Consider the following 25,626-nt stretch of genomic DNA (forward strand, 5'->3'; position numbering starts at 1 on the left):
CGGCACTAGGCGGACCGACGCGGACGCTCAATCGCCCGCCCCGAAGATTGGGAATTTGCAACCTTTCTGCCGCGCGATGCCGCGCAACAGCGTTTATGAGTGAGGGGATCACGGCGGGAGGTGGTGCGTGCGATTGCTGATTGTCGAGGACGAGGCGGAGGCGGGCGCGCGGATCCTCGATGCCTTGACCGCGGAGGGACATACGGCGGTCGTTGAACCCAGCGCCGAGGCCGGATTGCGCAGCTTGCAGGCGCATGCCCCCGACCTCCTCGTCGTGGACCGCATGCTGCCCGACACGGACGGCGTTTCGATGGTGATCGAGGCGCGCGGCCGCGGCTATTTAGGCCCGGTGCTGATGCTCACGGCGCTAGGATCGATCGAGGATCGGGTAACCGGGCTGCGCGCGGGGGCGGATGATTATCTGGTGAAGCCCTTTGCGGTGGCGGAACTGGTCGCGCGCGTCGAGGCGCTGCTGCGGCGGGGCATGAACCTGCAGGCGGTCGCCACCTTCGGCAGCATCCGGATCGATCGGCTGCGCCGCGAAGCGTGGCGTGGCGACCAGCGCATCGTTCTCCAGCCGCGCGAGTTCGCGTTGCTCGAACGGCTGGTCAGCCAGAATGGAAAGACCGTGTCGCGCACCATGCTGCTGGAGCAGGTCTGGCACCTCCATTTCGATCCGCAGACCAACATCGTCGAAACGCACATGAGCCGGCTGCGGCAGAAACTGAACGCGGGCTTTGCCGTCGACGCCATCACCACGGTGCGCGGTGTCGGCTACCGATTGAATCCCGATGCCTGACCGCGCGCATACGGTCCGGCAGATCACGCTGTTCTTCACCGCCGGCTTCGCGCTGGTCACCCTGCTGCTCGGTGCCGGCGCCTATCTGCTCGGCGAGGACGTGGTGCATGAGCAGCTCGACGCACAGATCATCGCCGAAACCCGCGCGCTGCGGGCCGTTGCCGAGGAAGGCGATCTTGCCGCGCTGATGGAGGCGCTGCGCCGGCGCGACGATCGCGGCGTCAACAGCTTCGGCTATCTCCTGACCGCGCCCGACGGGCAACGGCTGGGCGGCGAACTCGTTACCGAGGCGCTGGGCGAGGGCTGGCACGACATCCGTTTCCGCGATCCCGATGGCGAGGGACACCCCGCGCGATCGCTCGTCACCCGGCTGCCCGGCGGGCTTCAGTTGACGGTGGCGATGGAATCGGACCTGCCCGTCCAGCTGCGCAATCGCCTGCTGTTCCTGTTTGCGCTGGGACTCGTATTGCTGGTCGCCATCGCCATCGTCGGCAGCGCGCTGTTCGGCCGCACCATCATCGGCCGCCTCAACACCATCAATCGCATCGCCAGCGCGGTCAGCCGCGGGCAGCTCGACGCCCGGATACCGGTCAGCCAGCAGAATGACGAGTTCGACCAGCTCGCCGCGACGCTGAACGATATGCTGGATCGCAACGCGGCGCACATCGTCAACCTTCGCCGTGTATCGAGCGACGTCGCGCATGAGCTGCGCACGCCGATCATGCGGCTGCGGCTGCGGATGGAGCAATCGCTGGCCGATGCCGGAGAGGGTACGCCGGAAGCTGCGGCGATCGAGCGGTCGATCGCCGATATCGATTCAATCCTGTCGCTGTTCGCGGCGCTGCTGCGCATCGCCGAGGTCGAAGCAGGCGGGCTTCGGGCCTATTTCCGTCCTGTCGCGCTCACCGCCACGGTCGAGGCGCTCGCGGAAAGCTATGCGCTGGCGGCGGAGGACGGGCGACGCGCGCTTGTCACCCGGCTGGAGCCGGGCATCACCGTCAACGGCGACCGCGACCTCCTGGCGCAGATCGTCGTCAACCTGCTGGAAAACGCCTTGCGCTACACGCCGCCGGGGGCGCGCATCACGCTGTCACTGATATCGGGCAAGGACAGCGCCCATCCGACGGTCGAGCTGACCATCGCCGACGATGGCCCGGGTATTGCCGAGGCGGATCGCGCGCGCGCGCTGCAACCGTTTGAGCGGATGGCGAGTGGGGGCAGCGGCCACGGGCTGGGCCTGAGCCTGGTGGCGGCGATCGTCGCCTCGCACGGTGGCACGATCGAGCTGGCCGACAATGCGCCGGGGCTCAGCGTGCGGATCATCCTGCCGCGGATGCAAAAGGCCGCACATTAATCGCCCGCCGCGCCGGGCATCTTCCCGGCGCGGCAGGCCATCGGTTCAGATCTTGTCGCCCAGCGCGCCCTTGACGCTGCCCTTCACATCCTGGCCGGTGCCCTTGAGCTGCTGCGCCTGGCCTTCGGCGGCGAGATCGGGATTGTTGGTCGACTTGCCGACCGCTTCCTTGATGTTGCCAGCCAGCTTGTTGCCGGCGGCGGCGAGCTTGTCGGTGGCTTCACCCATGGTCGTTCTCCTTGTCACGGCCCCGCAACGGGGTCGCTTCGGATCATTAACGCGTCACAAGGCGGGCGGGTGCCGTCGGCGCCCGCCGCCGGGCACAACATTGGCAGCTTTCAATGATTGTCGATGGATCAGCGGCCGGCGATGAAGGTCACGGCCGGGCCGCGCCGGATCATGATCCGTCCGCCATCGAAACGTTCGCCGTCGATCACGAAGCCGCTCGTGGTGTCCAGCTCCACCTGACGGTCGCGGCAGCGGTGATAACCGGCCCGTGCGAGCGCATCGTCGGCACCGCCGCGCAGCAGCGCCGGCAAGTGGCGTGGCAAGTGCCGCGGCGGTGCGTCGATGGTGAGGCTGGCGACACGGTCGTCCGCAAACGGCCCATTCCCGAGCGGCGCTAATCCCAGCGGGAAGCGGGTCAGCGCGGCGGCCAGAAACATATAGGTCTGGTGGTCGATCGCGACCCTGCCGTCGCGTGCCAGCGCCATCGGCTCCCCACGGCGCCAGACGCCATTGTCACCGCCAAATAGCGTCCGGCCGATCACCGAGGCGAGCGACAGTCCCACGGCGACACCGTTGAACGCGCCGAAGCTATGTGCCCGCTGCGCCAGCGCGGTGGCGCGCACAAAGGCGCCGCTACCCAACAGGAAGCCGTGCAGCACCACCGCCGTCCCTGCCCGCGTCACCGCCAGCGCGCGGCGGGTGACCCGCCGGCCATCTGCGATCGCCGCCACGGCATCCTCAAGCGAGCGCGTGCCAATGCCGAGGTCATGCGCCAGCGCATTGGTCTTGCCCGATGGGGCCAGCGCGATCGCCGGCATTCGGGCACCGAACAGGGGCAAGCCGAGCGTCAGGATATCGCGGATCGTTCCGTCACCGCCGTCGACGACCAGCGTCTCCACCCCCTCGGCCGCAAGCTGCGCCAGATGGCGTTCCAGCGCCGCCTTGCTGGCAGGCTCGTGCACCGGGATGCCCGCGACCGTGGCTGGCTGGTGCGCGTCGGCCCGACCCCGATTGTGCCGGCTGTAGATGTTGCGGACGATCGCCACGCGATGAGTTGCGGCCGGGATGGCCGCGGCAAGGGCGAGAGTCACGGACGCGCCGCCTCCCGCGCGTCCATCCCACCGCGCACCCGGCCGCGCTCTCCGCCAAACAGCCGCTTCATCGCGGCGGTGCTGATCGCGCTCGTCAGGATCACCATCGCGGCGAACAGGATCAGCTTGCCCGTCGCGCCGATCGCCACCTCATCAAGTGCAGCGGCGGCGAGGCTGCCGATCGTCAGCAGCGACACCACCCACAGCACTGCGGCCGCCGCATCTGCGATGTGGAAGCGCGACCGGCGCATGTTGAGGATGCCGGCCACCATCGGCACGGTCGCGCGGGCCGGCGCATAATAGCGCGCCGCGAGCAGCAGGGCGACACCGTGGCGGCTGAACAGCAACCGCGCCCGCGCCGCAGCGGGGCGATGGCGCCGGAACGGCCGGCGGTACAGCACCCGCGGGCCAAGCCAGCGACCCATCCGGAACGACAGCCAGCCGCCCAGGATCGCGCCGATGATCGCAGGCGGGCCGATGACGATCGGGTCGAGCAGCCGCGCGCCGACCATCCCCCCAATCGCCAGCATCGTCGCCGTCGCGGGAAACAGCACGCCCACCACCGCGGTACATTCCAGAAAGGTGAGCGCGCCGATCAGCAGGCCCGCGATCTCGCGATGGGCCGCAATCAGCTCGGCAACATCGGACCAGCGATCGTGCATCGTTCGGACGTCCATTCGATCGTCGCTGCGACTACCGGGGGTTGCCCGGTCACATGGCGGCAGCGGCGGAACCGTCGGGCAACCGCCCGACGCAGATGGGGCGCAGACACGCGCCCCGCGTTCAACGGGCGCTAGCCGCCTGTCCCGCTCCTGCGCAATCGCCCCACGGAAAGATTGGGGCTTTTCAATCTACTGGCTGATAGGTGCCCCGGATCGGGCGAGGAAGCGGTAGAGGTTCAGGCCTGCGCCGCGCCGAAATCCGACCGACGACGTCGGTCGCCGTTCTCACCACGCCGATTGAGCGCCTGACGCACCCGGTCCAGCAGTTCGGCACGGCGGTACGGTTTGCTCAGCACGTCCGATGCTCGGGCGCGCGGGCCGTTAACGACCAGTTCCTCATTATAGCCGGTCGTCATCAGGATCGACACCGATGGATCGCGCGCAATGATCGCGTCGCCGAGCATCAGGCCGTTCATGCCGCCCGGCATCACCAGATCGGTGAACAGCAGGTCGATACGCGTCTTGGGGTGCAGTTCATCGAACAGGCGCAGTCCATCTTCGCCGGTAACCGCGGTCGACACCTTGTAGCCCTGGCTTTCAAGGATCTCGCGCGCCAGTGCCAACACCTCGTCATTGTCCTCGACGACGAGGATATGTGCCGGACCCAAGGTATCGTCGAGGCGTTGCTCCTCCTGCTGCTGCTCGCGCGCCGGCTCCACCTCGGCGTCGCGGCGGACCGGAAAGATCATGCGGACGGTGGTGCCGGTACCCGGCGCCGTCTCGATCTCCAGCCGCCCGCCCGACTGGCGCACGAAGCCGCTGGCCATCGCCAAGCCAAGACCCGTGCCCTTGCCCACGCCCTTGGTGGTGAAGAACGGCTCAGTTGCGCGCTCGGCCACGTCGGGGTTCATCCCCGGTCCCTCATCCTGCACCTCAAGGACGACATAGTCGCCGGGTTCCAGGTCGGTGGCGGCGGTTTCCTCGGTCAGGCGCAGCGGGCGCGTGGCAATCGTCACCAGCCCACCGTCGCTCATCGCGTCGCGTGCATTGTTGACGATATTCAGCAGCGCCATTTCGAGCTGGTCAGGGTCGAGCACGACATAGGGCAGGCCGCGCCGCAGGCTGAGATGAATGTCGACCTGCTTGTTGACCGAGCTTTCGATCAGCTCGCTGAATTCCGACACCAGCTGCGTCAGGTTGACAGCGCGCGGCTCAAGCCGGGTCTTGCGTGCGAAGGCCAGCAATTGCCGTGTCAGCTTGGCACCGCGCTCGGCCGCCGATTGCGCCGCCGCGACGTAGCGCCTGATCCGGGCGGGATCGTCAGTCGCGGTGACCAGTTCCAGATTGCCGTTCACCACCTGCAGCAGATTGTTGAAATCGTGCGCCAGCCCAGCCGTGAGCTGGCCGATTGATTCCATCTTCTGGGCCTGGCGGTAGGATTGCTCGGTGTTGCGCCGCCGCGTGACATCCAGCTGACTGGCAAAGAAGAATTGCAGCTTGCCATCGGTGTCATAGACCGGGCCGATGAACACCGCATTCCAGAACGGCGTACCATCGCGGCGATAATTCAGGATCTCGAGCGCGATCGAACCCTTCTCCGCCACGGTCTCGCGGAGCTCAGCGACCGAGTTGCGGTCGGTCTGCGCTCCCTGGAGAAAGCGGCAGTTGCGTCCGAGCACTTCCGATTCCTCATAGCCGGTGAGGTCAAGGAAGGCCTTGTTGGCGAAGACGATCGGATTGTCCTCCCGATTGGGATCGGTGAGGATCATCGGCATCCGCGTCATCTCGATCGCGGCAAAGAACACGCCGCCGCGATTCTGCAGATCGGGATCGGTGATCGTGCTTTCGCGCCAATGATGCAGCCCCGGCTGCGGCATCGTCTCGGTGCTGCCCTGATCCAGCTTCCCTGCCGCGGGGCGGCCGGATGCCTGCCCCCCTCCTTCGGAGTCGGTGTGCTTGGCGGGGTCGGACGGTTCGTGCGGGGCAGGCATCAGTAATGCGGTACGAGCCAGCAGTCTAAAAGTTCAAGCCATGTTTGCGCTTCCTTGCGACGAAACGCAATGATGAGGCCGCGTTGCACGCCAGTCATGCAGACGGCGACCGTGGGCATCTCATCACCTTGCCAGGCATGTAGAGAAGCCGTTTTCCCCTACTTCATTCCGCGATGACAAGCGGAAGCCGCCAAGCAATCTGCGCAGGCTGATCGAAGTTAGCGGGTTTTCCCGTCGTCGCCGGCCTTTGCGCGGAGACGATCCGCCGGCTCATGGGTTGAGGACCGCAGAAGATCGATGGCGGGCATTATCCCATCATATCGGGGTCCTGCCCCCGATCTTCGCTGTCTGTCACGCAAAGGAGTCAAGCCTGATGCCCAGTCACGATGTGCTTCGCGAATTGTTCATCACCGGCCTGGTCAACGCGCATGCGGTGGAAAAGCAGGCCCTTTCGATCATGACCCCGCAAGTGGCGCGCATCGAACACTACCCCGAAGTCGCCGATCGGCTGCGCGCTCATATCGAGGAGACCAACGGCCAGATTGCGCGGCTGGAGGAGATCCTGGCGAGTTTCGAGACCAGCAGTTCCACGATCAAGGACCTTGGCCTCAGCATGTCCGGCAGCATGGCCGCGATCACGCACAGCATGGCGGGTGACGAGATCGTCAAGAACAGCTTCGCGAACTACGCCTTCGAGCATTTCGAGATCGCCGCGTACAAGTCGCTGCTGGTCATGGCCGATGACGGCGGCTTCTCCACTGCCACGGCGGCGCTGAAACAGTCGCTGGGCGAAGAAGAGGCGATGGCCGCGTGGATCGATGAATCGCTACCAATGGTCACGCGCCGTTATGCGACGCTCTATGCTGAGGGCGGCTCCCTGAAGGCCAAGGTGTAAGCGAAGGCCAAGGTGTGAGCGCCAGCGCGGGCGCCGCTCTATAGCCCCCGCTAAGCTCTTGAAAGAGCGGCGATGATTTCCATATCGCCGCTACCCTGCAACAACTGAAAGGAGGTGGTCGAATGTCTCATTGTCTCACGCCGCTCAAGGCTCACTCGATGAACGCGGCCTCCACCAAGGTGGTCGTCGCCTGACGAAGGCCCTGAACGGCTGACAATGGAAAGGCCGTCCTCGCAAGAGGGCGGCCTTTCGCTTTTAAAGGTCGAACGGGAGACGCATTGATCGGGCGCGGGCGCGCCTATTCGGTCGAACCTGCATTGGGCTGCTCGCCGGTCTTCTGCTCGCCGAGCTGGCCGGTGCCATGATAGGCGCGTTCGGACTGGCCGCCGTCGAACTTGCCGCCCTTCTTGCTCCCATTCTTGTCGCTGTGTGGGTTGGGATAGGCGCCGCCCTGGCTCTCGCCGCCGCTCTTCTCCTGCCCGGGCGTTTCACCGCTGCGCCCCGTCTTGCTCGCGGCGCCGTCTGCCTGCATCGGCTGCTTGCTGCTCATCATCACCTCCGGATGCCGATCACGCGGTCACAAGACCCTGATCGGCTTGGGTTCTCCAGAGGCAACGAAGCGCCGGACCGCCCGTTCCCGGCGCGGCCCAACGCCGCCGACGCGGAAAGCGTCAGCCGTCCAGCCGCTCGATGATGATCGCCGGCGCCATGCCGCCAAAGGCGCATTGCGTGATCAGCGCATAGCGTCCGCCGGAACGCTCAAGCTCGTCCAGGGCGGTCCCGATCAACATCGATCCTGTCGCCCCGATCGGATGGCCGAGCGCAATGGCGCCACCATTGATGTTGACCTTGCCACGGTCGAGCCCGAGATCGCGGATCGCCTTTTCGGTGACGACGGCGAATGCCTCGTTGATCTCCCACACGTCGATGTCGTCCACGGTCAGACCGGCACGCTCGAGCGCCTTGCGCGCGGCGGGCACCGGCGCGTTGAGGATCAACGTCGGGCAATCACCCTGGTTGACGGCGGTGACGATGCGCGCGCGCGCCTTCCAGCCATTGGCCCGCAAGCCCTCCTCGGAGGCGAGCAGCAGCGCTGCCGAGCCATCCACCACGCCCGATGACGTCCCGGCATGATGCGCCGGCTCCCATTCAAGCTCGGGATATTTGCGCTGGATCATCTGCTTCATCGTGGTGCCATCAGGGGATGCCGGCACGTTGGCGATCGCGGCGAAGCTGGGCTTCAGCGCCGCGAGGCTTTCCGCGGTGGTTTCCGGCCGGGGATATTCGTCGTGGTCCAGCGCAACCGTGCCGTCGTCGTTATGGACCGGGACGATGCTGCGGTCGAAGCGGCCCTCCGCCATGGCAAGCGCGGCGCGGCGCTGGCTCTCGGCGCCAAATGAATCGAGTTCGGCGCGTCCGATGCCCTCCATCGCGGCGATCGCGTCCGCGGCGACGCCGACGTGCGAGATCGGATGCTCCTCGTACAGCGCGTAATTGCCCTTGGCGCGCCCAAGCTCCGCGAAGGGCGTTCCCTGCTCCCAGCCGTCCGCCTCGGCATGGTGGCTCATCATCTCGGTCCCGCCGGCGATAACGACATCCTCGAACCCGGCGATGATCTGTGACGCGGCAAAGCCGACGCTGCTGATCCCACCGCCGCAGTAACGGTCAAGCGTCACGCCCGACGCCTTGACGTCATAGCCCGCGAACAGCGCGGACAGCCGGCCCAGATCACCGCCCTGCTTGCCGCGCTGCTGGCTGGTCGACCAGATGATGTCGTCCACCCGCGACGTATCCAGCGCGTTGCGGTCGCGCAGCGCCTTCAGCACGGTGGCGCCAAGGTGCTGGGGATGCAGATGCGTCAGGGCACCCTTGCCCAGCTTGCCCCCCCCGCGCGGGGTGCGGACGGCATCGACGATATAGGCAGCGGACATGGCAGCTCTTCCTTCCATGAGGCATCAAATCGACCCTGCAGCGTTGCCGCAGGGATCGGACGGATCAGCGCGGCGCCATGCGGATGGCGCCGTCGAGGCGGATCGACTGGCCGTTGAAATAGGCGTTGCGCACCAGTTCGAGAACCAGCGAGGCATATTCCCCCGGCTTGCCCAGGCGCTTGGGGAAGGGCACCGACGCGTTGAGATTGTCGAACACCTGCTGTGGCAGCTTGCCCAGCAGCGGCGTGCCGAAGATGCCCGGCATGATCGCGTTCACGCGAATGCCCAGGTCCATGAGGTCACGCGCCATCGGCAGCACCATGCCGTTTACGCCCGACTTGCCGGCGCCGTAAGCCACCTGCCCGATCTGCGCGTCCTGCGCCGCGACCGATGAGGTCAGGATGATCGCGCCACGCTCGCCATCCTCCAGCGGCTCCAGCCCGGCCATCCCGAACGCCGACAGCGAGGCCATGCGGTAGCTGGAGATCAGGATGCCGTCGGTGGCAAAGGTGAAATCCTCGGTGGAGAAGCGGGTGAACTCGCCGGTCTGCTTGTTGCGGCCGACAGTCTTGCCCTTGCGGTTGGCCATCGCGCAGTGAACCAGAATACGCTCCTGCCCGTGGGCGGCACGCGCCTTCTCGAAACCGGCGAGGACCGACTCCTCGCTCATGATGTTCACGTGGCAGAAGATGCCGCCGATCGCGTCGGCGACTTCCTGTCCCGCTTCCTCGTTCAGATCGAAGATGGCAACCTTCACGCCGGCGGCGGCGAGCGCCTCCGCACTGGCGCGGCCGAGGCCGGAGGCGCCGCCGGTCACGACGGCGGCGGTGTCAGCGGTGATCTGCATTCAGTGATTCCCTTCAGAAAAGAAAGCGTTGCTCACGCGCCAGCAGCTTCGCGGCGCATCACGACGGCGGCCCGCCAGAAACAGGCCGCCGACAGGAAGGAGACCAGCGACGTCGCCGCCAGCGCGTAGCGTACCCCCTCCGCCTCGCCGTAGCTGGTGGCGAACAGGTCGCTGATCAGCCCGGTGAGCAGCGCGCCCAAGCCCAGCCCGCCTGCATTGAGGACAAACAGGAAGATCGCGGTGGCAGTGGCGCGTGAGCGCTGGGCGATCATGCCCTGGATGGCGGCGAACACCGGGCCGAACCACATGTTCTTGAAGAACAGGGGCACGGTCAGCAGCACGAGGATCGTCAGGCCGCTGCCGAGAAAGAATACCGCGGCGAGAAGCGGGCCGGAGATCAGCATCGAAATCGCAGCGACCATGCCATAGCCGCCGGGTCCACGCGCGACATAGCGATCGCCGAGGCGCCCGCCGATCAAGGTGCCAAGGCCGCCGGACACGCCCAGCACGATGCCCAGGGTGACACCGATGAAGGCGAGCGGCCCGGCGAAGCCGACCGCCTGCGCCGCGGCGGTGAGTTCCGGTGTGTAGTTGCGCAGAAAGAAGGAGACGTAGAACGCTTGCTGCCCATAGCCGACGAAGGAGGTGATCGCCGAGCCCGCGGCAAGCCACCAGAAGGCAGGCTGACCGCGCAATTGCTTCAGCACCGCGCTGAGCGGCAGCAGGTTCGCGCGATCCTTCGGCGTTCCCGCGGGGCGCGGGTCGCGCAGCGTGGCAAAGGCGATCACGCCCAGCAGGATGCCCGGCGCGCCAGCGACCATGAAGGCCGCCCGCCAGCCATAGCTTTGCGCAATCAGCCCGCCGATCATCAGGCCCGCGAGCGAGCCGATCGGCACGCCCATCGAGAAAGTGCCGAGCGCCGACGCGCGCCGGTTCGCCGGCACGCTGTCGGCAATCAGCGACTGCGCCGAGGGCGTGCACCCCGCTTCCCCCACACCGACACCGATGCGGGCGAACAGGATTTGCGCAAAGGTCGTCGTCAGGCCGCACAGGATGGTGAAGCCACTCCACACGACAAGACACCCGGAGATGATCCGGCCGCGGTGATAGCGTTCCGCGAGGCGTGCCATGGGGATGCCCAGCGTCGTGTACAGCATGGCGAAGCCGAGGCCCGTCATCGCGCCCAGCTGCCAGTCGGCGAGCCCCAGATCGCGCTTGATCGGTTCGGCCAGGATGTTGACGATCTGCCGATCGACGAAGTTCAGCATGTAGATGACGGTCAGCAGCCACACCGAATAGCGTGCGGCCGCAGCGCTTGGCAGCGGGAAGGACGCCGCACCCTGCGGTTCCGCCGCCGGTACAGCGGGCTGCAGGCCCCCCGGCACCGCGTCTAATCGATCGATCGTTGCCGCGTCGCTCATTGGATCACCATTTCTGTATCCTCGCCCAGCAAGGTGTCGCGCAGTCGCCGCTTCACCAGCTTGCCCGCATCGGTACGCTCCAGCGTGGGACGAAAGACGTAGCGGCGCGGCACCTTCACCGGGCTGAGGCCCTGGCGGGCGAATGCGTCGAGCTCGGCGGCCAGCGCTGCTTCGTCCAGGAGTGGCCATATGCGTGGCTCGACCAGTGCCACCACCCGCTCGCCCATCTCGGGATCGGGCAATCCGACGACCGCCACATCGGCGACCTCCGCGTGCTGCAACAGGCGGTTCTCCACCTCCTGCGGGTAGATGTTCACGCCTCCCGAGATGATCATGAAGCTGGCGCGATCGGTGAGGTACAGGAAGCCGTCGGCATCGATGCGCCCGATGTCGCCGAGGGTGGGCCAGCCATGCTGGTTGTACGCCGCGGCAGTGCGTTCGGGATCCTTGTGATAGGCGAAGGGATTGGCGTTGGCGAAGCGCACAAGTCCTTCGTCGCCCCTCGGAAGCGGCTCCCCATCCTCGCCACAGATGCGGATCTCGCCCTGGACCGCGCGGCCGACGGTGCCGGGATGCGCGAGCCAGTCGCTGCAGGTGGCGACGGTGAGGCCGACCCCTTCGGTCCCGCTGTAGAATTCGCCGACGATTGGCCCCAACCACTCGATCGCGCGGTACTTCAGCGGCACGGGACAGGGTGCGCCGGCGTGGAACACGGAGCAAAGCGAGGAAATGTCGTGGCGCGCGCGCTCCTTGGGGGGCAGCGCGAGCATGCGGGCAAGATGCGTTGGCACCACCTGCGCGATGGTCACGCGATGGCGGGCGATCGCCGACAGCGCCGCGGCTGCGTCGAACCGTTCCATGAGGATGACGGTACCGCCGAGGCGATGGATCGCGAGGCTCCAGCGCAGCGGGGCGGCATGGTATAGCGGCGCGGGGCAGAGATAGATGCTGTCCTGCGCATAGCCGAAGAAGCGGGTGCCGATTTCGACCGCGCGGGGCGGCTGGTCGAAGCTGGCGGGAAGCGGCGACTTGATGCCCTTCGGGAAGCCCGTGGTGCCCGACGAATAGAGCATGTCGGTGCCGGGCGCCTCGTCGCGCACGGGATGATCGGGGTAGCGGCGCACCGTCGCGCCCAGATCATCGTCGAGGCATGCCGTGCGCCCCGGCAACGGCGGCTCGCCGAGGCGTTCCAGTACGCGCGCCGAGAGGATGGCGATCCGCGCATCGGCGTCGCGCAGGATATAGTCGACCTCCCCGGCGGTCAGCGCGGTCGCGATCAGCAGATAATGGACGCCAATCCGCTGCGCCCCCCAAATGAACTCGTACAAACGCGGGTGATTTTCCGCCATGATCGCGACGACGTCGCCGGCGCGAGCGCCCTGATCGCGCAGCCAGTGCGCCACCTGATTGGCGCGTGCCTCAAGCTCGGCATAGGTGACGGCCTCACCCGTACCGGCCATGATATAGGCCGGTTTGTCAGGGGTTTGCGTGGAAAATCGGCGGGGGTGCATGGCTAGGGTCGCAGCCCGCGCAGGATGAAGTCCACCGCCTCTGCGGTGAAGGTGCGCACGAACGTGTCCTGCGAGGGCGCGCCGTTCATCAGGTCGCCGAAGGGGACGCGGGTGGCGAACAGATACTGGCAGGCGCCGACGATGAGGAAATAGGCGTGGTCGGGATCGATCGCGCGGAATTCGCCCGCGGCGACCCCCTGCTCGATAATCCGGCGCTGGGCGTTGATCAGCGGCTCGACGAAATTGGCCTTGATCCGCTCCGACGCCTCGTTGCCAGAGTCGCGCACCAGGCGGTTGAGCAGCCCGTTCAGATACGGGTGACGGGCATAATTGCGAATGATTCCGGTGACATGCAGGGTCAGTTTTTGGGTGGCCGACACGTCCATCGCGAGCAGCCCCTCAAGCTGGGTAAGCGAGCGGCTGGTATCGGCCTCCACCAGCGCGGTGAGCAGCCCTTCCTTGCCACCGAAATAATATTTCACGAGCGGGGCGGTGACGCCGGCGCGGCGGGCGATGGCGTGAAGCGAGACATCGCTGCTGCCGGTTTCGATCATCAGGTCGCGCGCGGCGTCGAGCAGGATATCGCGTGCGGAGGCCCCGAGACGGGCCGCACCGGCGGCCGCGCCGCGATCAGTGGCGGCCGTCATGCGGCCTGCCGCCGGCCTGCCAGCGGAGACAATCGGCCACGGAACGCCCGGTGCCGGCCACATCCCCGATCATCCATTCCGTCGCCGTTCGCCATCACCTGCCCATTTTTCGTTCGCCGCTGAATAGACCCGATTTTTCACGCTTGTAAAGCAAAGTGTGAAAGGGCATTAAAGGCATTCTTGTTCATCCGTTAAAAAGATGATCAGTCGACCTGCGGCCATGCCCTGCCAGCGATATCCGAGGATACGGAGCGCGCGGGGACCGGGTGGATCGAAGGTGCGTGCAAGGGAGAGGGAAGTCTTGAAGCTCATCAACATGCTGGCGTGCTGCTCCATCATCGCCATCAGTGCGACCAGTGCGGCGGCGCAGACCGCGCCGGCCGGCCTTGGCACCGTGCCCGACGATGCGGTCGCCGGTACCGCGCCGACCGGCACCCCCGGCCAGTCGCAGACCGAATCGCTGGAGCCGGCAGCATCGGCCGAGCGCGAATCCGCCTCCTCCACCGATGGTGACATCATCGTCACGGGTTCGCGCGTCGTCAGCAACGGATACCAGGCGCCGACGCCGATCACCGTCGTCGGGAGCCAGGACCTGCGCAACGCCGCGCCGAACCTGACCGAGGCATTGCGCCAATTGCCGCAGCTGACCGGATCGACCGGGCCGTCGACCCCGAGCTTCACGCCGGGCGGATCGGTATCGAGCACGTCGAGCACCGCCAATCTGCGCAACCTGGGCATCACCCGCACGCTGGTCCTGCTGGACGGGCGCCGTCCGCCGGCATCGGGCGTGACCGGCACGGCGGACATTTCGATGTTCCCGCAGCAGCTGATCAAGCGCGTCGACATCGTGACCGGCGGCGCATCGGCGGCCTATGGATCGGACGCGGTCGCCGGCGTCGTCAATTTCGTGCTCGACACCAAGTTCCGCGGCGTAATGGGTGAGCTGCGCAACGGCATCTCGACGCATGGCGACGGGCATAGCTGGGCCGCCGAGGCATCGGCCGGCTTCGGCTTCGACGACGATCGCGGCAGCATCGTCATCAGCGGATCGATCAACGAACAGGCGCCGGTCGACGGGCGCGCGCGCGAATGGGCCAACCGTGGCTGGGCGATGGTGCCCAACCCGCTGTCGGGCCAGGCGGGGCAGCCGCAGCTGCTGCTGCGCGAGAATGTGAACCTTGCGGCCGCGACCTATGGCGGGCTGATCACCGGGATGCGCCGCGACGGGACGCGGATCACCACCGGGCCGCTGCGCGACATCCAGTTCGGCGCGGATGGTTCGCAATCCGCCTATCGCCACGGCGAGCTGTTCACCGGGACGGTCGAGGTCGGCGGCGACGGCCCGCGCTACCCGGCGGCGATCGTGTCGGAGCTGAACGCCAAGAACATCTTCGGCCATGCCGAATATGAGTTCAGCAACAATTTCTCGGTCTTTGCCGAGGGTGCCTATGGCTATTCACGCAGCGAATATCCGCTGCTGGCGCCGTTCTTCATCGGCACCGCGGCGCTGGTGGTGCAGGCGGACAACGCCTTCCTGCCCGACAATCTGCGCAATGCGATGGCCGCCAACGGATACAGCGCGATCGAGCTGGGCAAGGTCGACATGACCTTTGGCCAGAACCGGGTCACCAACACCACGAAGACGCTAAACCTGACCGCCGGGTTCAAGGCGACGGTCGGCCAGTTCACCATCGACGGCTATTACGAACATGGCGAGTCGCGTTACCTGCTGGAAACCAGCAACCAGCGGATCAACGCCAACACGCGCCTGGCGGCGGATGCGGTGGTCAATCCGGCAACCGGCCAGATCGTCTGCCGTTCGTCGTTGACCAACCCCGACAATGGCTGCGTGGCGTGGAACCCGTTCGGCCAGACGCCGATGACGGCGGAGCAGCGCGCCTATCAGCAGGGTGCCGGTTTCGCACGGTCGATCGCCAAGCAGGACGTCGTCGCGCTGACGGTGCGTGGCAATCTGTTCTCCACCTGGGCGGGCGACGTGGCGGCCGCGGTGGGCGCCGAATATCGTGACATGTCGGGCACGATCACGGTCGATCCGATTTCGCAGGGGATCGGGTTCGTCGCGACCAATCCGCAACCGTCGGGCGGCGGATACAATGTGAAGGAAGCGTTCGGCGAAGTGCTGGTGCCGCTGTATCGTGGCGACAATTTCCTGCAGTCGATCGACTTCAACGGTGCGATCCGCCGCACGGATTACAGCACCAGCGGCGGCGTGACGACGTGGAAGCTGGGCCTGACCAGCGAGGTGGTATCCGGCCTGCGGCTGCGCGGCACCTATTCGCAGGACATCCGCGCACCCAATATCGGCGACCTGTTCGGGCCGCGTTCGCGCAACGTCGTGGCGATCGTCGACCCGTTCAACAACAATCTGGTGACGCAAAACGTGTTCACCTTCACCGGCAGCAACCCCGACCTTCTGCCCGAGCGCGCCAAGACGATCGCGGCCGGCCTGTCCTATCGCCCCGAATTCCTGCCGGGGCTCGGCTTCTCGGTCGACTATTACAAGATCAAGATCGACGATGCGATCCAGACCCTGTCGGCGCAGCAGCTGGTCAACCAGTGCTTTGCCGGTGACCAGGGGCTGTGCGCGCTGACGGTGCGCGGCGCCGACGGGCGGCTGACCGACGTCAACGGCGTCGCGCTGAACATCGCGACGGTCGACATTTCGGGCATCGACTTCGACGCGAGCTACCAGACGCGCTTTGCCGGCGGGCAGCTGAGCCTGCGCGGGATTGCCACCTATCTCGACAATTACACGCAGGAAGCGCGCGGCGTGGCGCCGGTGCAATATGCCGGCACGGGTTCCTTCCCGAGCTGGCGCGCGAACCTGCAGGCGACCTATACGTCGGGCGGCACCACCATCGCGATCCAGGAGCGGTTCATCGGCGCGCACCGCCGCGTGATCCCGCCGGTCACGATCGATCAGGACCATGTCCCGGCGGTATTCTACACCAACCTCACGATCCGCCAGCAGATCGAGGCGGGCAACGCCAAGCCGGAGCTGTTCCTGTCGATCAACAATCTGTTCGACAAGGATCCGCCGCCGTCGGACACCAACAACATCTCGCTCGGCACGTCGCGCGTGGTGGACCCGCTGCTGTACGACACGATCGGGCGGTACATCACGGTCGGCGGGCGCATCCGCTTCTGAGCATTGGGCGGGGGTGAGCGCCCCTGCCTTTCTCTCGAAAAACCACGGCCCGGTCGCAGGTTCGCTGCGGCCGGGCCCTTTGGTGTCAGGCGGTCCAGCCGGCGAGATCGGGCTGTTCCCCGATCAGCGCCAGGCCATGCGCGATCGAGGTGAGTTCACCGCCGGTGGCGATCCGGTCTGCGCCGAAGCGGCGGTCGAAGATCGCGCGGATCGCGGGGATGAGCGACGAACCGCCGGTGAGGAACACGCGGTCGATCGACGCCGCGTCGGTTGCGGCGCGATCCAGCGCCACGTCCATCGCCGCCTCGATCCGGATGAGGTCGTCGGCGATCCATTGTTCGAACGCGTGGCGCGTGACGGGCGCACGCAGGGCGACACCGCCGCCCTCGAAATGGAACACCGCCTCCTCCCCCTGCGACAGCGCGCGCTTCACCTGGCCCACGGCATCGTAGAGCGGGAAACCCTGTTCATGCTCGATCAGCGCGATCATTCGGCCGATGGGCACGGGATCGATGCAATCGCGCTGCAGCCGGCGAAGCTCCTCCAGCGTGCGGCGGTTGCGCATCATCGCGAGGCGCGACCAATCCGCAAAATCGGCGAAATAGCCGCCGGGAATGTCGAGCACCTTGCCGAACGAGCGATAGTGGCCGCCCTTGCCCAGCAACGGCAGCAGCAGCTGGCTGACGATGCGCTGGTCGAAGCGATCGCCGGCGATGCCGATGCCGGCGGAGGCGAGCGGGACACAGCGGCGCGCGGCGCCGGGCGCCTCGACCCGGACGATCGAGAAATCGGTCGTGCCGCCGCCGAAATCGGCGACCAGGATCGTCGCTGGTTCCGTCAGCCGCGCGGCATAGCTGAACGCGGCGCCGAGCGGTTCATAGACATAGTGAAGCTCTACCCCGAAATCGGCCAGCATCGCGTCATAGCGTTGCCGCGCGAGTGCCGGATCGGGCCGCGCGCCGGCATATTCGACTGGACGGCCGACGATGACGCGGCGCGGGCGGCGATCGAGCCGACCGCCGCTGTGCGCGACGAGCCGCTGCAGGAAACGCTGTCCCAGATCCTCGAAGCGGAACGGCTTGCCGAAGATCAGCGCGCGTTCGAACGAGGCGCTGGCCGCGACCGTCTTGAACGATTGCACGAAGCGGCTGTCGAGCGGGGAATCGAGATATTCGCCGATCGCCCAGGGCCCCGCCTCATGTGCGATGCCGTTCCACGCGTCCTCATCCTCCCAGAAGCACAGCGCCGAGCGGAATACCGGGCCGGTGGCGCGATCACCGGCGAAGGAGACGAGGTGCGATTCGCCCGTGCCGTCGGCCAGCGCGGCGACGGTGTTGGTGGTGCCGAAATCGAGGCCGAGCGCAGTGGCGGCGCTGTCCACGCGATGTCTCCCTTGTTGGTCGTGGCGAGACCCGCCGAAAGGGCGGCGCCTATCGCACGGCCGACAGGGGCGAACAAGCGTGGCGGCGGCCGCTATTCGTAGCGCAGCGCGCGGATCGGGTTGGCGCGGGCGACCTTGAACGCATGGCCGGCGATGGTGACGACCGCGATTCCCAGCGCGACGCTGCCGGCGAGGAAGAACGGCACCGGGGTCAGCGCCATGCGCGTGTCAAAGCCGTTCAGCCAGTCACGCATCGCCCACCAGGCGACCGGCCAGGCGATGAGGTTGGCGATCAGCACCGGGCGGCTGAACTGCCAGACGAGCAGCCGGACGATATCGATCGTGCGCGCGCCCAGCACCTTGCGGATGCCGATCTCCTTCGTACGGCGCTCGGCGGTGAAGGCGGCGAGGCCGAACAGCCCGAGGCAGGCGATCACCACCGCGAGCACCGCGAATCCGGCGAAGATCTGCGCGCGCTTTTCCTCCGCATCGTAGAGCTCCTCGATGATCGCCTCGCTGAACTTGCCCTCGAACGGCACGTCGCTGGCGGCGGCGCGCCACTCGCGCTCCACCGCGGCGCGGACGGCGGCGGGATCACCGTCGTAGCGGATCACCATGGTCGAGGGCCCCTCACGCGAACCGATGAACACGATCGGCTCCAGCGGCTCGCGCACCGAGCGGAAGCGCGAATCGCGCACCACGCCGACGACCGTGATCGGCACGTCGCCATATTGCTCGCCCAGCGCCATGCGGAAGGTCTTGCCGAGCGCCGCCGCGGGATCGGCGGCGCCAAGCTTTCGCGCGGCATATTCGTTGACCACGACATTGGCGCCGCGGGCGACCAAGGCGCGGACCTCGGCCGGATCCTCCGGGAAGGAGAGCGTCTGATCGTCCATCGGGCGGGCAGGGTCGAACCAGCGACCGGCGACGAGCTGAAGCCCCATGGCGTCGCGGAAGTCGTGGTCGACGCGGTAGCGGCCGAGCGCGACGGGCTGCGGATTGCCCGGAACGAGCACGCCGGTGGTGTTGGTGTTCTGCGTCGCGACGCCGATGTCGGTGCGGCCGACCGCAACGACCCCGGGCACGCGCTTCATCCGCTCGGCAATCTGCTCGCCCCGGCCGATCAGCTGGTAGCGGCTCATGTTGCCGACCTGCAGCAGGTGATCGCGCTGGTAGCCGGGATCGACCGAGCGGGCGTAGACGGTCTGGCCGTAGACGATCGCGGTGCAGATGATGAGGCCGATCGAGATGGCGAATTGCGCCACCACGAGCATGTTGCGCAGCATGCCGGTGCCGGGGGTCTCGGTGGAGGACTTGTTCGCCTTCAGCACGCTGGCCGGCTGAAAGCGCGACAGGAAGAAGGCGGGGTAGAGGCCGCCGGCGACACCGACGATCAGCATCAGCGCGAGCGCCGGCCACAACATGCCGTCGGCGCCGAAATAGCTGAAGCGCAGGTCGGCATCGAGGAAGGCGGCGAAGGGGCGGACCAGCAGCTCACCCAGCGCCAGCGCGATGGCGACGGCGATGGCGGCGATCAGCAGCGATTCACCGACGAACTGAACGATCAGCTGGCGGCGCGTCGCGCCCAGCACCTTGCGCAGCGCGACCTCGCGGGCGCGCTGGCCGGCGCGGGCAGTGGCAAGGTTGGTGAAGTTCACCACCGCCATCAGCAGGATCAGCACCGCGATGATGGCGAAGGTGACGATCGAGCGGTGATCGTTGCCCGGCGCCATCGAGCCGGCCTGCGCGACCCCGAGGTGAACGTCCGCCACCGGAACGAGTGCCCAGTCGGTATCGTCGCCGGCATTGTAGCGCGTGCCGGCGAGATTTTCGTCGGGGATGTTTCGTTTCTCCCAGGCGGGAAGCTGCGCGTTCAGCGCGTCGGCGTCGGTGCCGGGTTTCAGCCGGGCATAGACCCAGCCCGACTGGCATTGCCAGCAGGTGAGGAATTCGGGTTCCTGCGTGAAATAGGAGCCGAAATCACGCCGCACGACCGCGTTGATGCGAAGGTGCGAGTTCTTGGGCAGATCCTGAAGCACCGCATTGACGCGGTAATCATAGGTCTTGCCCTTCTGAATGAGGCTGAGCGTCCGGCCGACGACATCGTCGGTGCCGAACTGGCGGATTGCCTCCGACCGGGTCAGCACCGCGGTGTCGGGGGCGTTCAGCGCGTTCTTCGACCCGCGCAGGATCGGCAGGTCGACCACGGCGAGGAAATCATTGTCCGCCGTGAGATAGTCTTCCGCCGTGCTCACCTGCCCCTGGCGGAGGATCGAGGGGGTGCCGCCGAGCACGTAGCTGACCGCCTCCACCTGCGGGAAATCCTTCTTCAGCCGCTCGGCCGTGATGTAGCTCGACATCTGCAGCATGTACGGCGCGCCGTCGCGCGGATTGGGCATCCACGTCTGGAATTGATAAGTATCCTCGCCGCGCGGCAGCCAGCGATCGTAGCTGGTTTCGTAGCGGATGAAGACGAGGATCAGCAGGCACGCCGCCATGCCGATCGCCAGCCCCAGGAGGTTGATGATCGAATAAGCGCGGTTCTTCGCCAGGGCGTTGACCGCAACGGTGAGATAGTTTCGCCACATGGCCGGCGGTCGCTTTCGATCGAGGTGGGGGTCAGGCGATGGCGGTCAGGCCGCGCGGCGCCGTTCCTGCAGGACGCGGCCGTCGAGCATGTTGACCACGCGGCTGGCGTAATCGGCATGCGCCGGCGAGTGGGTGACCATGACGATCGTCGACCCTTCGGCGTTCAGTTGCTGCAACATGCGCATCACCTCCTCCCCGTGATTGGTATCGAGGTTGCCGGTCGGCTCGTCGGCGAGGATGAGCTTGGGCGCGGCGATCAGCGCGCGGGCGACGGCGACGCGCTGCTGCTGGCCGCCCGACAATTGGCTGGGGCGATGGCGCGCGCGGTGCGCGATGCCGACGCGGTCCATCACCACCTCCGCCCGCGCGCGCCGCTCCTTCGCGGAGACATTGTGGTAGAGCAATGCGAGTTCGATATTGTCGCGCACCGTCAGTTCATCGACCAGATTGAAGCTCTGGAAGATGAAGCCGATGTTGGCCTTTCGAAAGTCGGCGAGCTTCGCCTCGGGCAGGCCGGCGACTTCGGTGCCGTCGAACACATAGGAGCCGCTGGTCGGGCTATCGAGCAGGCCGATGACGTTGAGCAGCGTCGATTTGCCGCAGCCCGACGGGCCCATGATCGCGACGAATTCGCCATCGGCGATATCCAGGTCGATCCCGTCGAGCGCGACCGTCTCGACGCTGTCGGTCCGGTACAATCGCATCACGTCGCGCATACGGAGCATCAAACGTCCTTTCCTTGGGCAAGATCGAGCACGTCCTTGTCGGCGAACCCGGTATAGGGGGAGATGATCACACGCTCGCCCGGCGACAGGCCGTCGAGCACCTCGACATGATCGGCATTGCGGCGGCCGAGGCGGACCGTGCGGCGCACCGCCGAGCGCCCGTCCGGCGCGGCGACGAAGACCCACGCGCCGCCGGTGTCGTTGAGGAAGGCACCATAGGGCACCAGGATAGCGGGCGACGGATCGCTGAGCGTCAGGCGCGCCTGCACCGTCTGGCCGCGCTGCAACCCCTGTGGTTCCTCACCGAGGAATTGCAGCTCGACCTGAAACTGGCCGTTCTGCACCTGCGGCAGGATGCGGGTGACACGTGCCCGGTAGCTGCGCCCGCCGGCGTCGATCCGCGCCACCTGCCCTGTCGCGACGCGACCGAGGAAGAATTCGTCGACGCCGGCCTGCAATTTGTTGCGCCCCGGGGAATCGATCTGGCCGATCCGCTCGCCGCGCTGCATCGACTGGCCGACCTGGATCGAGAAGCCCGACAATTGCCCCGCGACCGGCGCGCGCAGCCTCAACGCGTCGAGATTGGCGCGGGCGAGCTGCAACCCGGCGGTGAGCGAGGCGGTGGAGGCGCGCTGCTGCGACAGCTGGCTGTTCTGCAGCCGATCGTCGGTGGCGCGGCCGCGGCGCACCACCGCGAGCCGTTGCCGCTCGAAGCGCAACTGATCGGTCGTATCGGCGAACTGGCGGCCGGCGACGAAGCCCTTGGCGGCGAGCGGCGCCTCGCGATCGTAAAGCCGCTGCGCCTTTTCGAGCGCCAGTTCCGCCTCCAGCACGGCGCGTTCATTGGCGACGCGGGTCTGGGCGAGGCTCAATTCCTGCGCGCGCATGTTGTTGATCTGCTGCTCGACCTCGGTCTGGCGGGCGAGCGTCGACAGTTGCAGCTCGGCGTTGGAGAGGATGGCGATCGGCTGCCCCTTGGCCAGCATGGTGCCGTCCTCGACCAGTACCTCTTCCACCCGGCCGCCCTCGATCGCGTCGATATAGACCGTCACCAGCGGGGTGACGCGGGTGCGCAGCGGAATGTAATCCTCAAAGGTGCCGCGTTGCACCGTCGCGATGGTGAGCCGGCTGGCGGCGACCGACTGGCTGCCGGCGCGCGGGGCGAACCACCAGAAGAGCAAAGCGGCGGCGAGCAGCACGGCAAGGCCAGCGGCGATGAGCGCGGGGCGCGGCAGGCGGCGACGCTGCACCACCCGGTCCATGCCGCTGCCCGATGCGGGGCGTGCCTCGTCAACGCGGTCCTGCGGCAGGCGAAGGACGCTCATCGTGTCCGCTTCCGGACGATAGTGTTCAGAAGCGGACGCCTCACAGCGAAACCGACAGGCTGAGATGCGGGGTGTGGAGCGACACCGACAGCGTCGGATCGGCGCTGATGCCCGAGGCGGCGGGCCGTTTCACCCAGCCGCCAAACGCGACAATGGCGGCGGCGAGCAGCAGCAGTCGGGAAAGGGGCGCTTTGGTCATGCCGGCGGCTTTGCACGGCCTGTGCCAAGTGATGTCGGTCACCAGTCAGTGGCGTGCCGGGGCGGGATGGCACAGGAATTGATTGTCCGGCCGCGAACACTTGCGTTACGAAAGCGGACGATCATGGGCCCGGAATTTGACCGCTGTGTTGTTGTCGATGACGACGACGACATCCTGCTCGCCGCGCGGTTGCTGTTGCGGCCGTTGTTCCATGAGGTGATTACCGCACGCACGCCCGACGAAGTGCTGCCCGAGATCACGCGCGCGACGCCCGACGTGATCCTGCTCGACGCCAATTTCGCGCGCGGCGCGACCGATGCGAGCGAGGGGCTGGCGTGGCTCGACCGGCTGACCGGGATCGACCCCGAAATGGTGGTGGTGATGATCACCGCGCACGCCGGGGTGCATGTCGCGGTGGCGGCGATGAAGCGCGGGGCGACCGATTTCGTTCCCAAGCCGTGGTCGAACGACCGGCTGGTGGCGACGGTGCGGACTGCGGCGGCGCTTCGCCGGTCGCGTGTCGCGGCAGGTGCGCCAAGGGCAATTGCGGCGCCGGGCAATGGCTCTCCGCTGCTCGGCCAGTCGCCGGCGATGGCGCGGGTCCAGTCGCTGATCGAGCGCGCCGCGCCGACCGACGCCAACGTCCTGATCCTGGGGCAGAACGGGACGGGCAAGGAAGTGGTCGCGCGTGCGCTTCACGCCCGGTCGCAACGTGCCGGCCAGGTGCTGCAGACGGTGGACCTCGGCGCGATCGCGACCGAATTGATCGACAGCGAATTGTTCGGCCATGTGAAGGGTGCGTTCACCGATGCCCGCGCCGACCGCGTGGGGCGGATCCAGGCGGCGGACGGGGGGACGCTGTTCCTCGACGAGATCGGCAATTTGCCGCTTCACCTGCAACCCAAGCTGCTGACCGCGCTGGAGCAGCGGCAAGTGACGCCGGTGGGGGCGAACAGCCCGGTCAAGGTGAACATCCGGGTGATCGCGGCGACCAACATGCCGCGCGAGCGGCTGATGGACGAGCGGGTGTTCCGCCAGGACCTGCTGTACCGGCTGAACACCGTGGAAATCACGTTGCCGCCGCTCAACGAGCGGCCGGAGGATGTGATCGAGCTGGCCGAGCATTTCCTGGCGCATTACGCCGCCCGCTATGACCGGCCGCGGCCCGAGCTGAGCCAGGCGGCGCGCGCGGCGCTGATCGCGCATGAATGGCCGGGCAATGTCCGCGCGCTGCGCCATGCGGTTGAGCGGGCGACGATCCTGGCGGCGCATCCGGTGCTGGAGCCGGAGGATTTCGGGCTGGAGGCGGCCACCCCCCGGCCGGTTAGGGCCCCGGTGAGCGGTGTTGCAGGCGGCGGCGTGGCCGCTGACCTGAACCTCGACCGGGTCGAGCGGCGGCTGGTGGAGGAGGCGCTGCGCAAGCACGGCTACAACATTACGCTGGCCGCGTCGGAACTGGGCCTGTCGCGCGCGGCGCTGTACCGGCGGATGGAGAAGCACGGGCTGTGACCGCGACGCGAGCGGCCCGCCATGGGATTTGACCGCCACTTCACGCTTGGCCTGATCTTTCGCATGTCGCTGCTGATCCTGGCGCTGATCGCGGTGGTGTGGGCGTTTCGCACGCCGTCGCTGCTGATGGTCAGGGTGGTGATGATCGGGGTTGCGATCCTCGCCGCGATGACGCTGTGGCGGCACGTGTCGCGCACCAATATCGAGCTGGCGCGGTTTCTGGAGGCGGTGCGGCTGGGCGATCTCGCGGCGCATTTTCCCGAAACCGGCGGTGCCGGCTTCGGCCGGCTGGGCGCGGCGCTGAACGACACGATCCGCGCGCTGCGCGAGCAACGCGGGCAGACCGATGCCGAGCTGCGCTATCTCGAGGCGCTGATCGACGACATGCCGGTCGCGCTGCTGACGATCGACGAGGGGCGGGTGGCGCCGGGCAACAAGGCGGCGCGCGCGCTATTCACCCGCCACAGCGGCGTCCGGCCGGCCGATTATGCGGTGTATGGCGCGACCTTTGCCAACCGGCTGGCGGATGAGGCGGCGGGGGGCGAGGAGATGCTGATCCTGAACCTCGACGGGCGGGCGAAGCGCACGCTGGTGCGGCAGGCGACGCTGAACCGGCTGGGCAAGCGCACCCGCGCGGTGGTGATCCAGCCAGTGCAGGAAACGCTGGATGCGGTGGAAATGGCGGCGCAGACCGACATCATCCGCGTGCTGACGCATGAGATCCTGAATTCGCTGACCCCGGTCATGTCGTTGGCGCAGACCACCGCGTCGTTGCTGGCGGAGGAGCGGGTCGATGCGGCGCAGATCGCCGACGCGCGCGACGCGGCGACGACGCTGGCAAGGCGCACGCAGGGGCTGGGGCAGTTCATCGACAGCTATCGCGTGGTCGCGCGTGAGCCGGCAGTGGTGCGCCATGCCTTCGCCGCGGCCGAATTCGCCGAGGAACACGCCCGGCTGTTCCGTGCCGAATGGCCGGGCGTCGCGTTCACCGTCGACTGCACGCCGATGACGATCCACGGCGACCGCGCCTTATTGTCGCAGCTGCTGCTGAACCTGATGCGCAATGCGGCGCAGGCGGCGAGTGAGCAGCGCGCCGATCCCGCCGTCACGCTGACCATCGCCGCCGCCAATCCGGTGCGGATCGAGGTGGCGGACAATGGCCCGGGCGTGCCCGAGAAGCTGCGGCAGGAGGTGTTCCTGCCGTTCTTTACCACCCGCGCGAAGGGGACCGGCGTCGGGCTGAACCTGGCGCGGCAGATCGCGGTGGCGCATGGCGGCACGCTGGAGGTGCATGACGCGCCGGGCGGGGGCGCGGTGTTCCGCCTGCTGCTGTAGCGATCAGGCCTGTAGCG

At 67.2% G+C, this 25,626-nt stretch carries 21 protein-coding genes; 6 read left to right on the top strand and 15 right to left on the bottom strand.

The annotated features are described in order from the left end of the window. Window positions 1-127 precede the first annotated feature (127 nt). Together ACH0BU_RS10130 and ACH0BU_RS10135 are read left to right on the top strand one after the other, a co-directional pair. Window positions 128-799 (top strand): response regulator transcription factor, encoded by a 672-nt coding sequence (locus ACH0BU_RS10130; protein WP_125945623.1) that lies wholly within the window; start codon window positions 128-130, stop codon window positions 797-799. Further along, window positions 792-2,153, top strand: a complete 1,362-nt coding sequence (locus tag ACH0BU_RS10135) for a sensor histidine kinase (RefSeq protein WP_296217859.1) — start codon at window positions 792-794, stop codon at window positions 2,151-2,153. Before ACH0BU_RS10130 ends, ACH0BU_RS10135 begins: the two co-directional genes overlap by 8 nt. Window positions 2,154-2,198: 45 nt before the next feature. Here ACH0BU_RS10135 and ACH0BU_RS10140 read toward each other — a convergent pair whose 3' ends face one another. The 4 genes from ACH0BU_RS10140 to ACH0BU_RS10155 form a co-directional block, all read right to left on the bottom strand. Next, a complete protein-coding gene (locus ACH0BU_RS10140) occupies window positions 2,199-2,381 on the bottom strand; it encodes a CsbD family protein (RefSeq protein ID WP_046408228.1) in 183 nt (60 codons plus the stop codon). A gap of 128 nt (window positions 2,382-2,509) precedes the next feature. Then, on the bottom strand, window positions 2,510-3,472 hold the full coding sequence (locus ACH0BU_RS10145; RefSeq protein WP_296217864.1) for a diacylglycerol/lipid kinase family protein: 963 nt from the start codon (window positions 3,470-3,472) through the stop codon (window positions 2,510-2,512). Beyond that, window positions 3,469-4,149 (bottom strand): DedA family protein, encoded by a 681-nt coding sequence (locus tag ACH0BU_RS10150; protein ID WP_145120742.1) that lies wholly within the window; start codon window positions 4,147-4,149, stop codon window positions 3,469-3,471. The genes ACH0BU_RS10145 and ACH0BU_RS10150 overlap by 4 nt, the downstream gene beginning before the upstream one ends. Window positions 4,150-4,370: 221 nt before the next feature. Further along, window positions 4,371-6,125, bottom strand: coding sequence for a histidine kinase famiy protein (locus ACH0BU_RS10155; RefSeq protein ID WP_496001871.1), 1,755 nt, complete (start codon window positions 6,123-6,125; stop codon window positions 4,371-4,373). A 373-nt stretch (window positions 6,126-6,498) separates the two neighbouring features. On the opposite strand from ACH0BU_RS10155, the gene ACH0BU_RS10160 reads away from it, so the two are divergent. Next, window positions 6,499-7,020, top strand: a complete 522-nt coding sequence (locus ACH0BU_RS10160; protein ID WP_046408223.1) for a ferritin-like domain-containing protein — start codon at window positions 6,499-6,501, stop codon at window positions 7,018-7,020. Between the two features lie 298 nt (window positions 7,021-7,318). Here ACH0BU_RS10160 and ACH0BU_RS10165 read toward each other — a convergent pair whose 3' ends face one another. The 6 genes from ACH0BU_RS10165 to ACH0BU_RS10190 all read right to left on the bottom strand — a co-directional run bounded on the left by ACH0BU_RS10165 (window position 7,319) and on the right by ACH0BU_RS10190 (window position 13,377). Then, complete coding sequence (locus tag ACH0BU_RS10165) at window positions 7,319-7,570, bottom strand: hypothetical protein (protein ID WP_296217870.1); 252 nt, start codon at window positions 7,568-7,570, stop codon at window positions 7,319-7,321. A 121-nt stretch (window positions 7,571-7,691) separates the two neighbouring features. Continuing rightward, complete coding sequence (locus ACH0BU_RS10170) at window positions 7,692-8,951, bottom strand: acetyl-CoA C-acetyltransferase (RefSeq protein WP_296217872.1); 1,260 nt, start codon at window positions 8,949-8,951, stop codon at window positions 7,692-7,694. Between the two features lie 64 nt (window positions 8,952-9,015). After that, window positions 9,016-9,798 (bottom strand): SDR family oxidoreductase, encoded by a 783-nt coding sequence (locus ACH0BU_RS10175; RefSeq protein ID WP_500264012.1) that lies wholly within the window; start codon window positions 9,796-9,798, stop codon window positions 9,016-9,018. Between the two features lie 32 nt (window positions 9,799-9,830). After that, window positions 9,831-11,219: a spinster family MFS transporter gene (locus ACH0BU_RS10180; RefSeq protein ID WP_296217876.1), complete on the bottom strand. Its 1,389-nt coding sequence runs from the start codon at window positions 11,217-11,219 to the stop codon at window positions 9,831-9,833. After that, window positions 11,216-12,730: an AMP-binding protein gene (locus ACH0BU_RS10185; protein WP_296217878.1), complete on the bottom strand. Its 1,515-nt coding sequence runs from the start codon at window positions 12,728-12,730 to the stop codon at window positions 11,216-11,218. Before ACH0BU_RS10185 ends, ACH0BU_RS10180 begins: the two co-directional genes overlap by 4 nt. 2 nt (window positions 12,731-12,732) lie before the next feature. After that, a complete protein-coding gene (locus ACH0BU_RS10190) occupies window positions 12,733-13,377 on the bottom strand; it encodes a TetR family transcriptional regulator (protein WP_052742460.1) in 645 nt (214 codons plus the stop codon). A 301-nt stretch (window positions 13,378-13,678) separates the two neighbouring features. On the opposite strand from ACH0BU_RS10190, the gene ACH0BU_RS10195 reads away from it, so the two are divergent. Beyond that, window positions 13,679-16,546, top strand: a complete 2,868-nt coding sequence (locus ACH0BU_RS10195) for a TonB-dependent receptor domain-containing protein (RefSeq protein ID WP_296217880.1) — start codon at window positions 13,679-13,681, stop codon at window positions 16,544-16,546. Window positions 16,547-16,631: 85 nt separating this feature from the next. Here ACH0BU_RS10195 and ACH0BU_RS10200 read toward each other — a convergent pair whose 3' ends face one another. The 5 genes from ACH0BU_RS10200 to ACH0BU_RS10220 all read right to left on the bottom strand — a co-directional run bounded on the left by ACH0BU_RS10200 (window position 16,632) and on the right by ACH0BU_RS10220 (window position 22,765). After that, entirely contained in the window at window positions 16,632-17,927 is a 1,296-nt protein-coding gene (locus ACH0BU_RS10200) for an Hsp70 family protein (RefSeq protein WP_145120750.1), read from the bottom strand. A 92-nt stretch (window positions 17,928-18,019) separates the two neighbouring features. Further along, on the bottom strand, window positions 18,020-20,515 hold the full coding sequence (locus ACH0BU_RS10205) for an ABC transporter permease (RefSeq protein WP_296217883.1): 2,496 nt from the start codon (window positions 20,513-20,515) through the stop codon (window positions 18,020-18,022). 45 nt (window positions 20,516-20,560) lie between these two features. Next, window positions 20,561-21,241 (bottom strand): ABC transporter ATP-binding protein, encoded by a 681-nt coding sequence (locus ACH0BU_RS10210; RefSeq protein ID WP_046408211.1) that lies wholly within the window; start codon window positions 21,239-21,241, stop codon window positions 20,561-20,563. Then, a complete protein-coding gene (locus ACH0BU_RS10215; protein WP_136450356.1) occupies window positions 21,241-22,566 on the bottom strand; it encodes an efflux RND transporter periplasmic adaptor subunit in 1,326 nt (441 codons plus the stop codon). Before ACH0BU_RS10215 ends, ACH0BU_RS10210 begins: the two co-directional genes overlap by 1 nt. 40 nt (window positions 22,567-22,606) lie before the next feature. Further along, window positions 22,607-22,765, bottom strand: a complete 159-nt coding sequence (locus ACH0BU_RS10220) for a hypothetical protein (protein ID WP_156167190.1) — start codon at window positions 22,763-22,765, stop codon at window positions 22,607-22,609. A 123-nt stretch (window positions 22,766-22,888) separates the two neighbouring features. On the opposite strand from ACH0BU_RS10220, the gene ACH0BU_RS10225 reads away from it, so the two are divergent. Both ACH0BU_RS10225 and ACH0BU_RS10230 read left to right on the top strand, forming a co-directional pair. Continuing rightward, on the top strand, window positions 22,889-24,274 hold the full coding sequence (locus ACH0BU_RS10225; protein ID WP_296217891.1) for a sigma-54-dependent transcriptional regulator: 1,386 nt from the start codon (window positions 22,889-22,891) through the stop codon (window positions 24,272-24,274). A gap of 21 nt (window positions 24,275-24,295) precedes the next feature. Then, window positions 24,296-25,609, top strand: coding sequence for a sensor histidine kinase (locus ACH0BU_RS10230; RefSeq protein ID WP_296217893.1), 1,314 nt, complete (start codon window positions 24,296-24,298; stop codon window positions 25,607-25,609). Window positions 25,610-25,626: the final 17 nt, after the last annotated feature.

Origin of the sequence: Sphingomonas olei (genome assembly GCF_045369765.1) — a bacterium.
Lineage (GTDB): Bacteria > Pseudomonadota > Alphaproteobacteria > Sphingomonadales > Sphingomonadaceae > Sphingomonas > Sphingomonas panaciterrae.

Coding starts and splice junctions, on each gene's coding strand:
- ACH0BU_RS10185 (WP_296217878.1), bottom strand. CDS start 12,730: ATGCACCCCCGCCGATTTTCCACGCAAACCCCTGACAAACCGGCCTAT.
- ACH0BU_RS10165 (WP_296217870.1), bottom strand. CDS start 7,570: ATGAGCAGCAAGCAGCCGATGCAGGCAGACGGCGCCGCGAGCAAGACG.
- ACH0BU_RS10160 (WP_046408223.1), top strand. CDS start 6,499: ATGCCCAGTCACGATGTGCTTCGCGAATTGTTCATCACCGGCCTGGTC.
- ACH0BU_RS10230 (WP_296217893.1), top strand. CDS start 24,296: ATGGGATTTGACCGCCACTTCACGCTTGGCCTGATCTTTCGCATGTCG.
- ACH0BU_RS10155 (WP_496001871.1), bottom strand. CDS start 6,125: ATGCCTGCCCCGCACGAACCGTCCGACCCCGCCAAGCACACCGACTCC.
- ACH0BU_RS10180 (WP_296217876.1), bottom strand. CDS start 11,219: ATGAGCGACGCGGCAACGATCGATCGATTAGACGCGGTGCCGGGGGGC.
- ACH0BU_RS10175 (WP_500264012.1), bottom strand. CDS start 9,798: ATGCAGATCACCGCTGACACCGCCGCCGTCGTGACCGGCGGCGCCTCC.
- ACH0BU_RS10190 (WP_052742460.1), bottom strand. CDS start 13,377: ATGACGGCCGCCACTGATCGCGGCGCGGCCGCCGGTGCGGCCCGTCTC.
- ACH0BU_RS10215 (WP_136450356.1), bottom strand. CDS start 22,566: ATGAGCGTCCTTCGCCTGCCGCAGGACCGCGTTGACGAGGCACGCCCC.
- ACH0BU_RS10205 (WP_296217883.1), bottom strand. CDS start 20,515: ATGTGGCGAAACTATCTCACCGTTGCGGTCAACGCCCTGGCGAAGAAC.
- ACH0BU_RS10210 (WP_046408211.1), bottom strand. CDS start 21,241: ATGCTCCGTATGCGCGACGTGATGCGATTGTACCGGACCGACAGCGTC.
- ACH0BU_RS10140 (WP_046408228.1), bottom strand. CDS start 2,381: ATGGGTGAAGCCACCGACAAGCTCGCCGCCGCCGGCAACAAGCTGGCT.
- ACH0BU_RS10220 (WP_156167190.1), bottom strand. CDS start 22,765: ATGACCAAAGCGCCCCTTTCCCGACTGCTGCTGCTCGCCGCCGCCATT.
- ACH0BU_RS10225 (WP_296217891.1), top strand. CDS start 22,889: ATGGGCCCGGAATTTGACCGCTGTGTTGTTGTCGATGACGACGACGAC.
- ACH0BU_RS10170 (WP_296217872.1), bottom strand. CDS start 8,951: ATGTCCGCTGCCTATATCGTCGATGCCGTCCGCACCCCGCGCGGGGGG.
- ACH0BU_RS10135 (WP_296217859.1), top strand. CDS start 792: ATGCCTGACCGCGCGCATACGGTCCGGCAGATCACGCTGTTCTTCACC.
- ACH0BU_RS10150 (WP_145120742.1), bottom strand. CDS start 4,149: ATGGACGTCCGAACGATGCACGATCGCTGGTCCGATGTTGCCGAGCTG.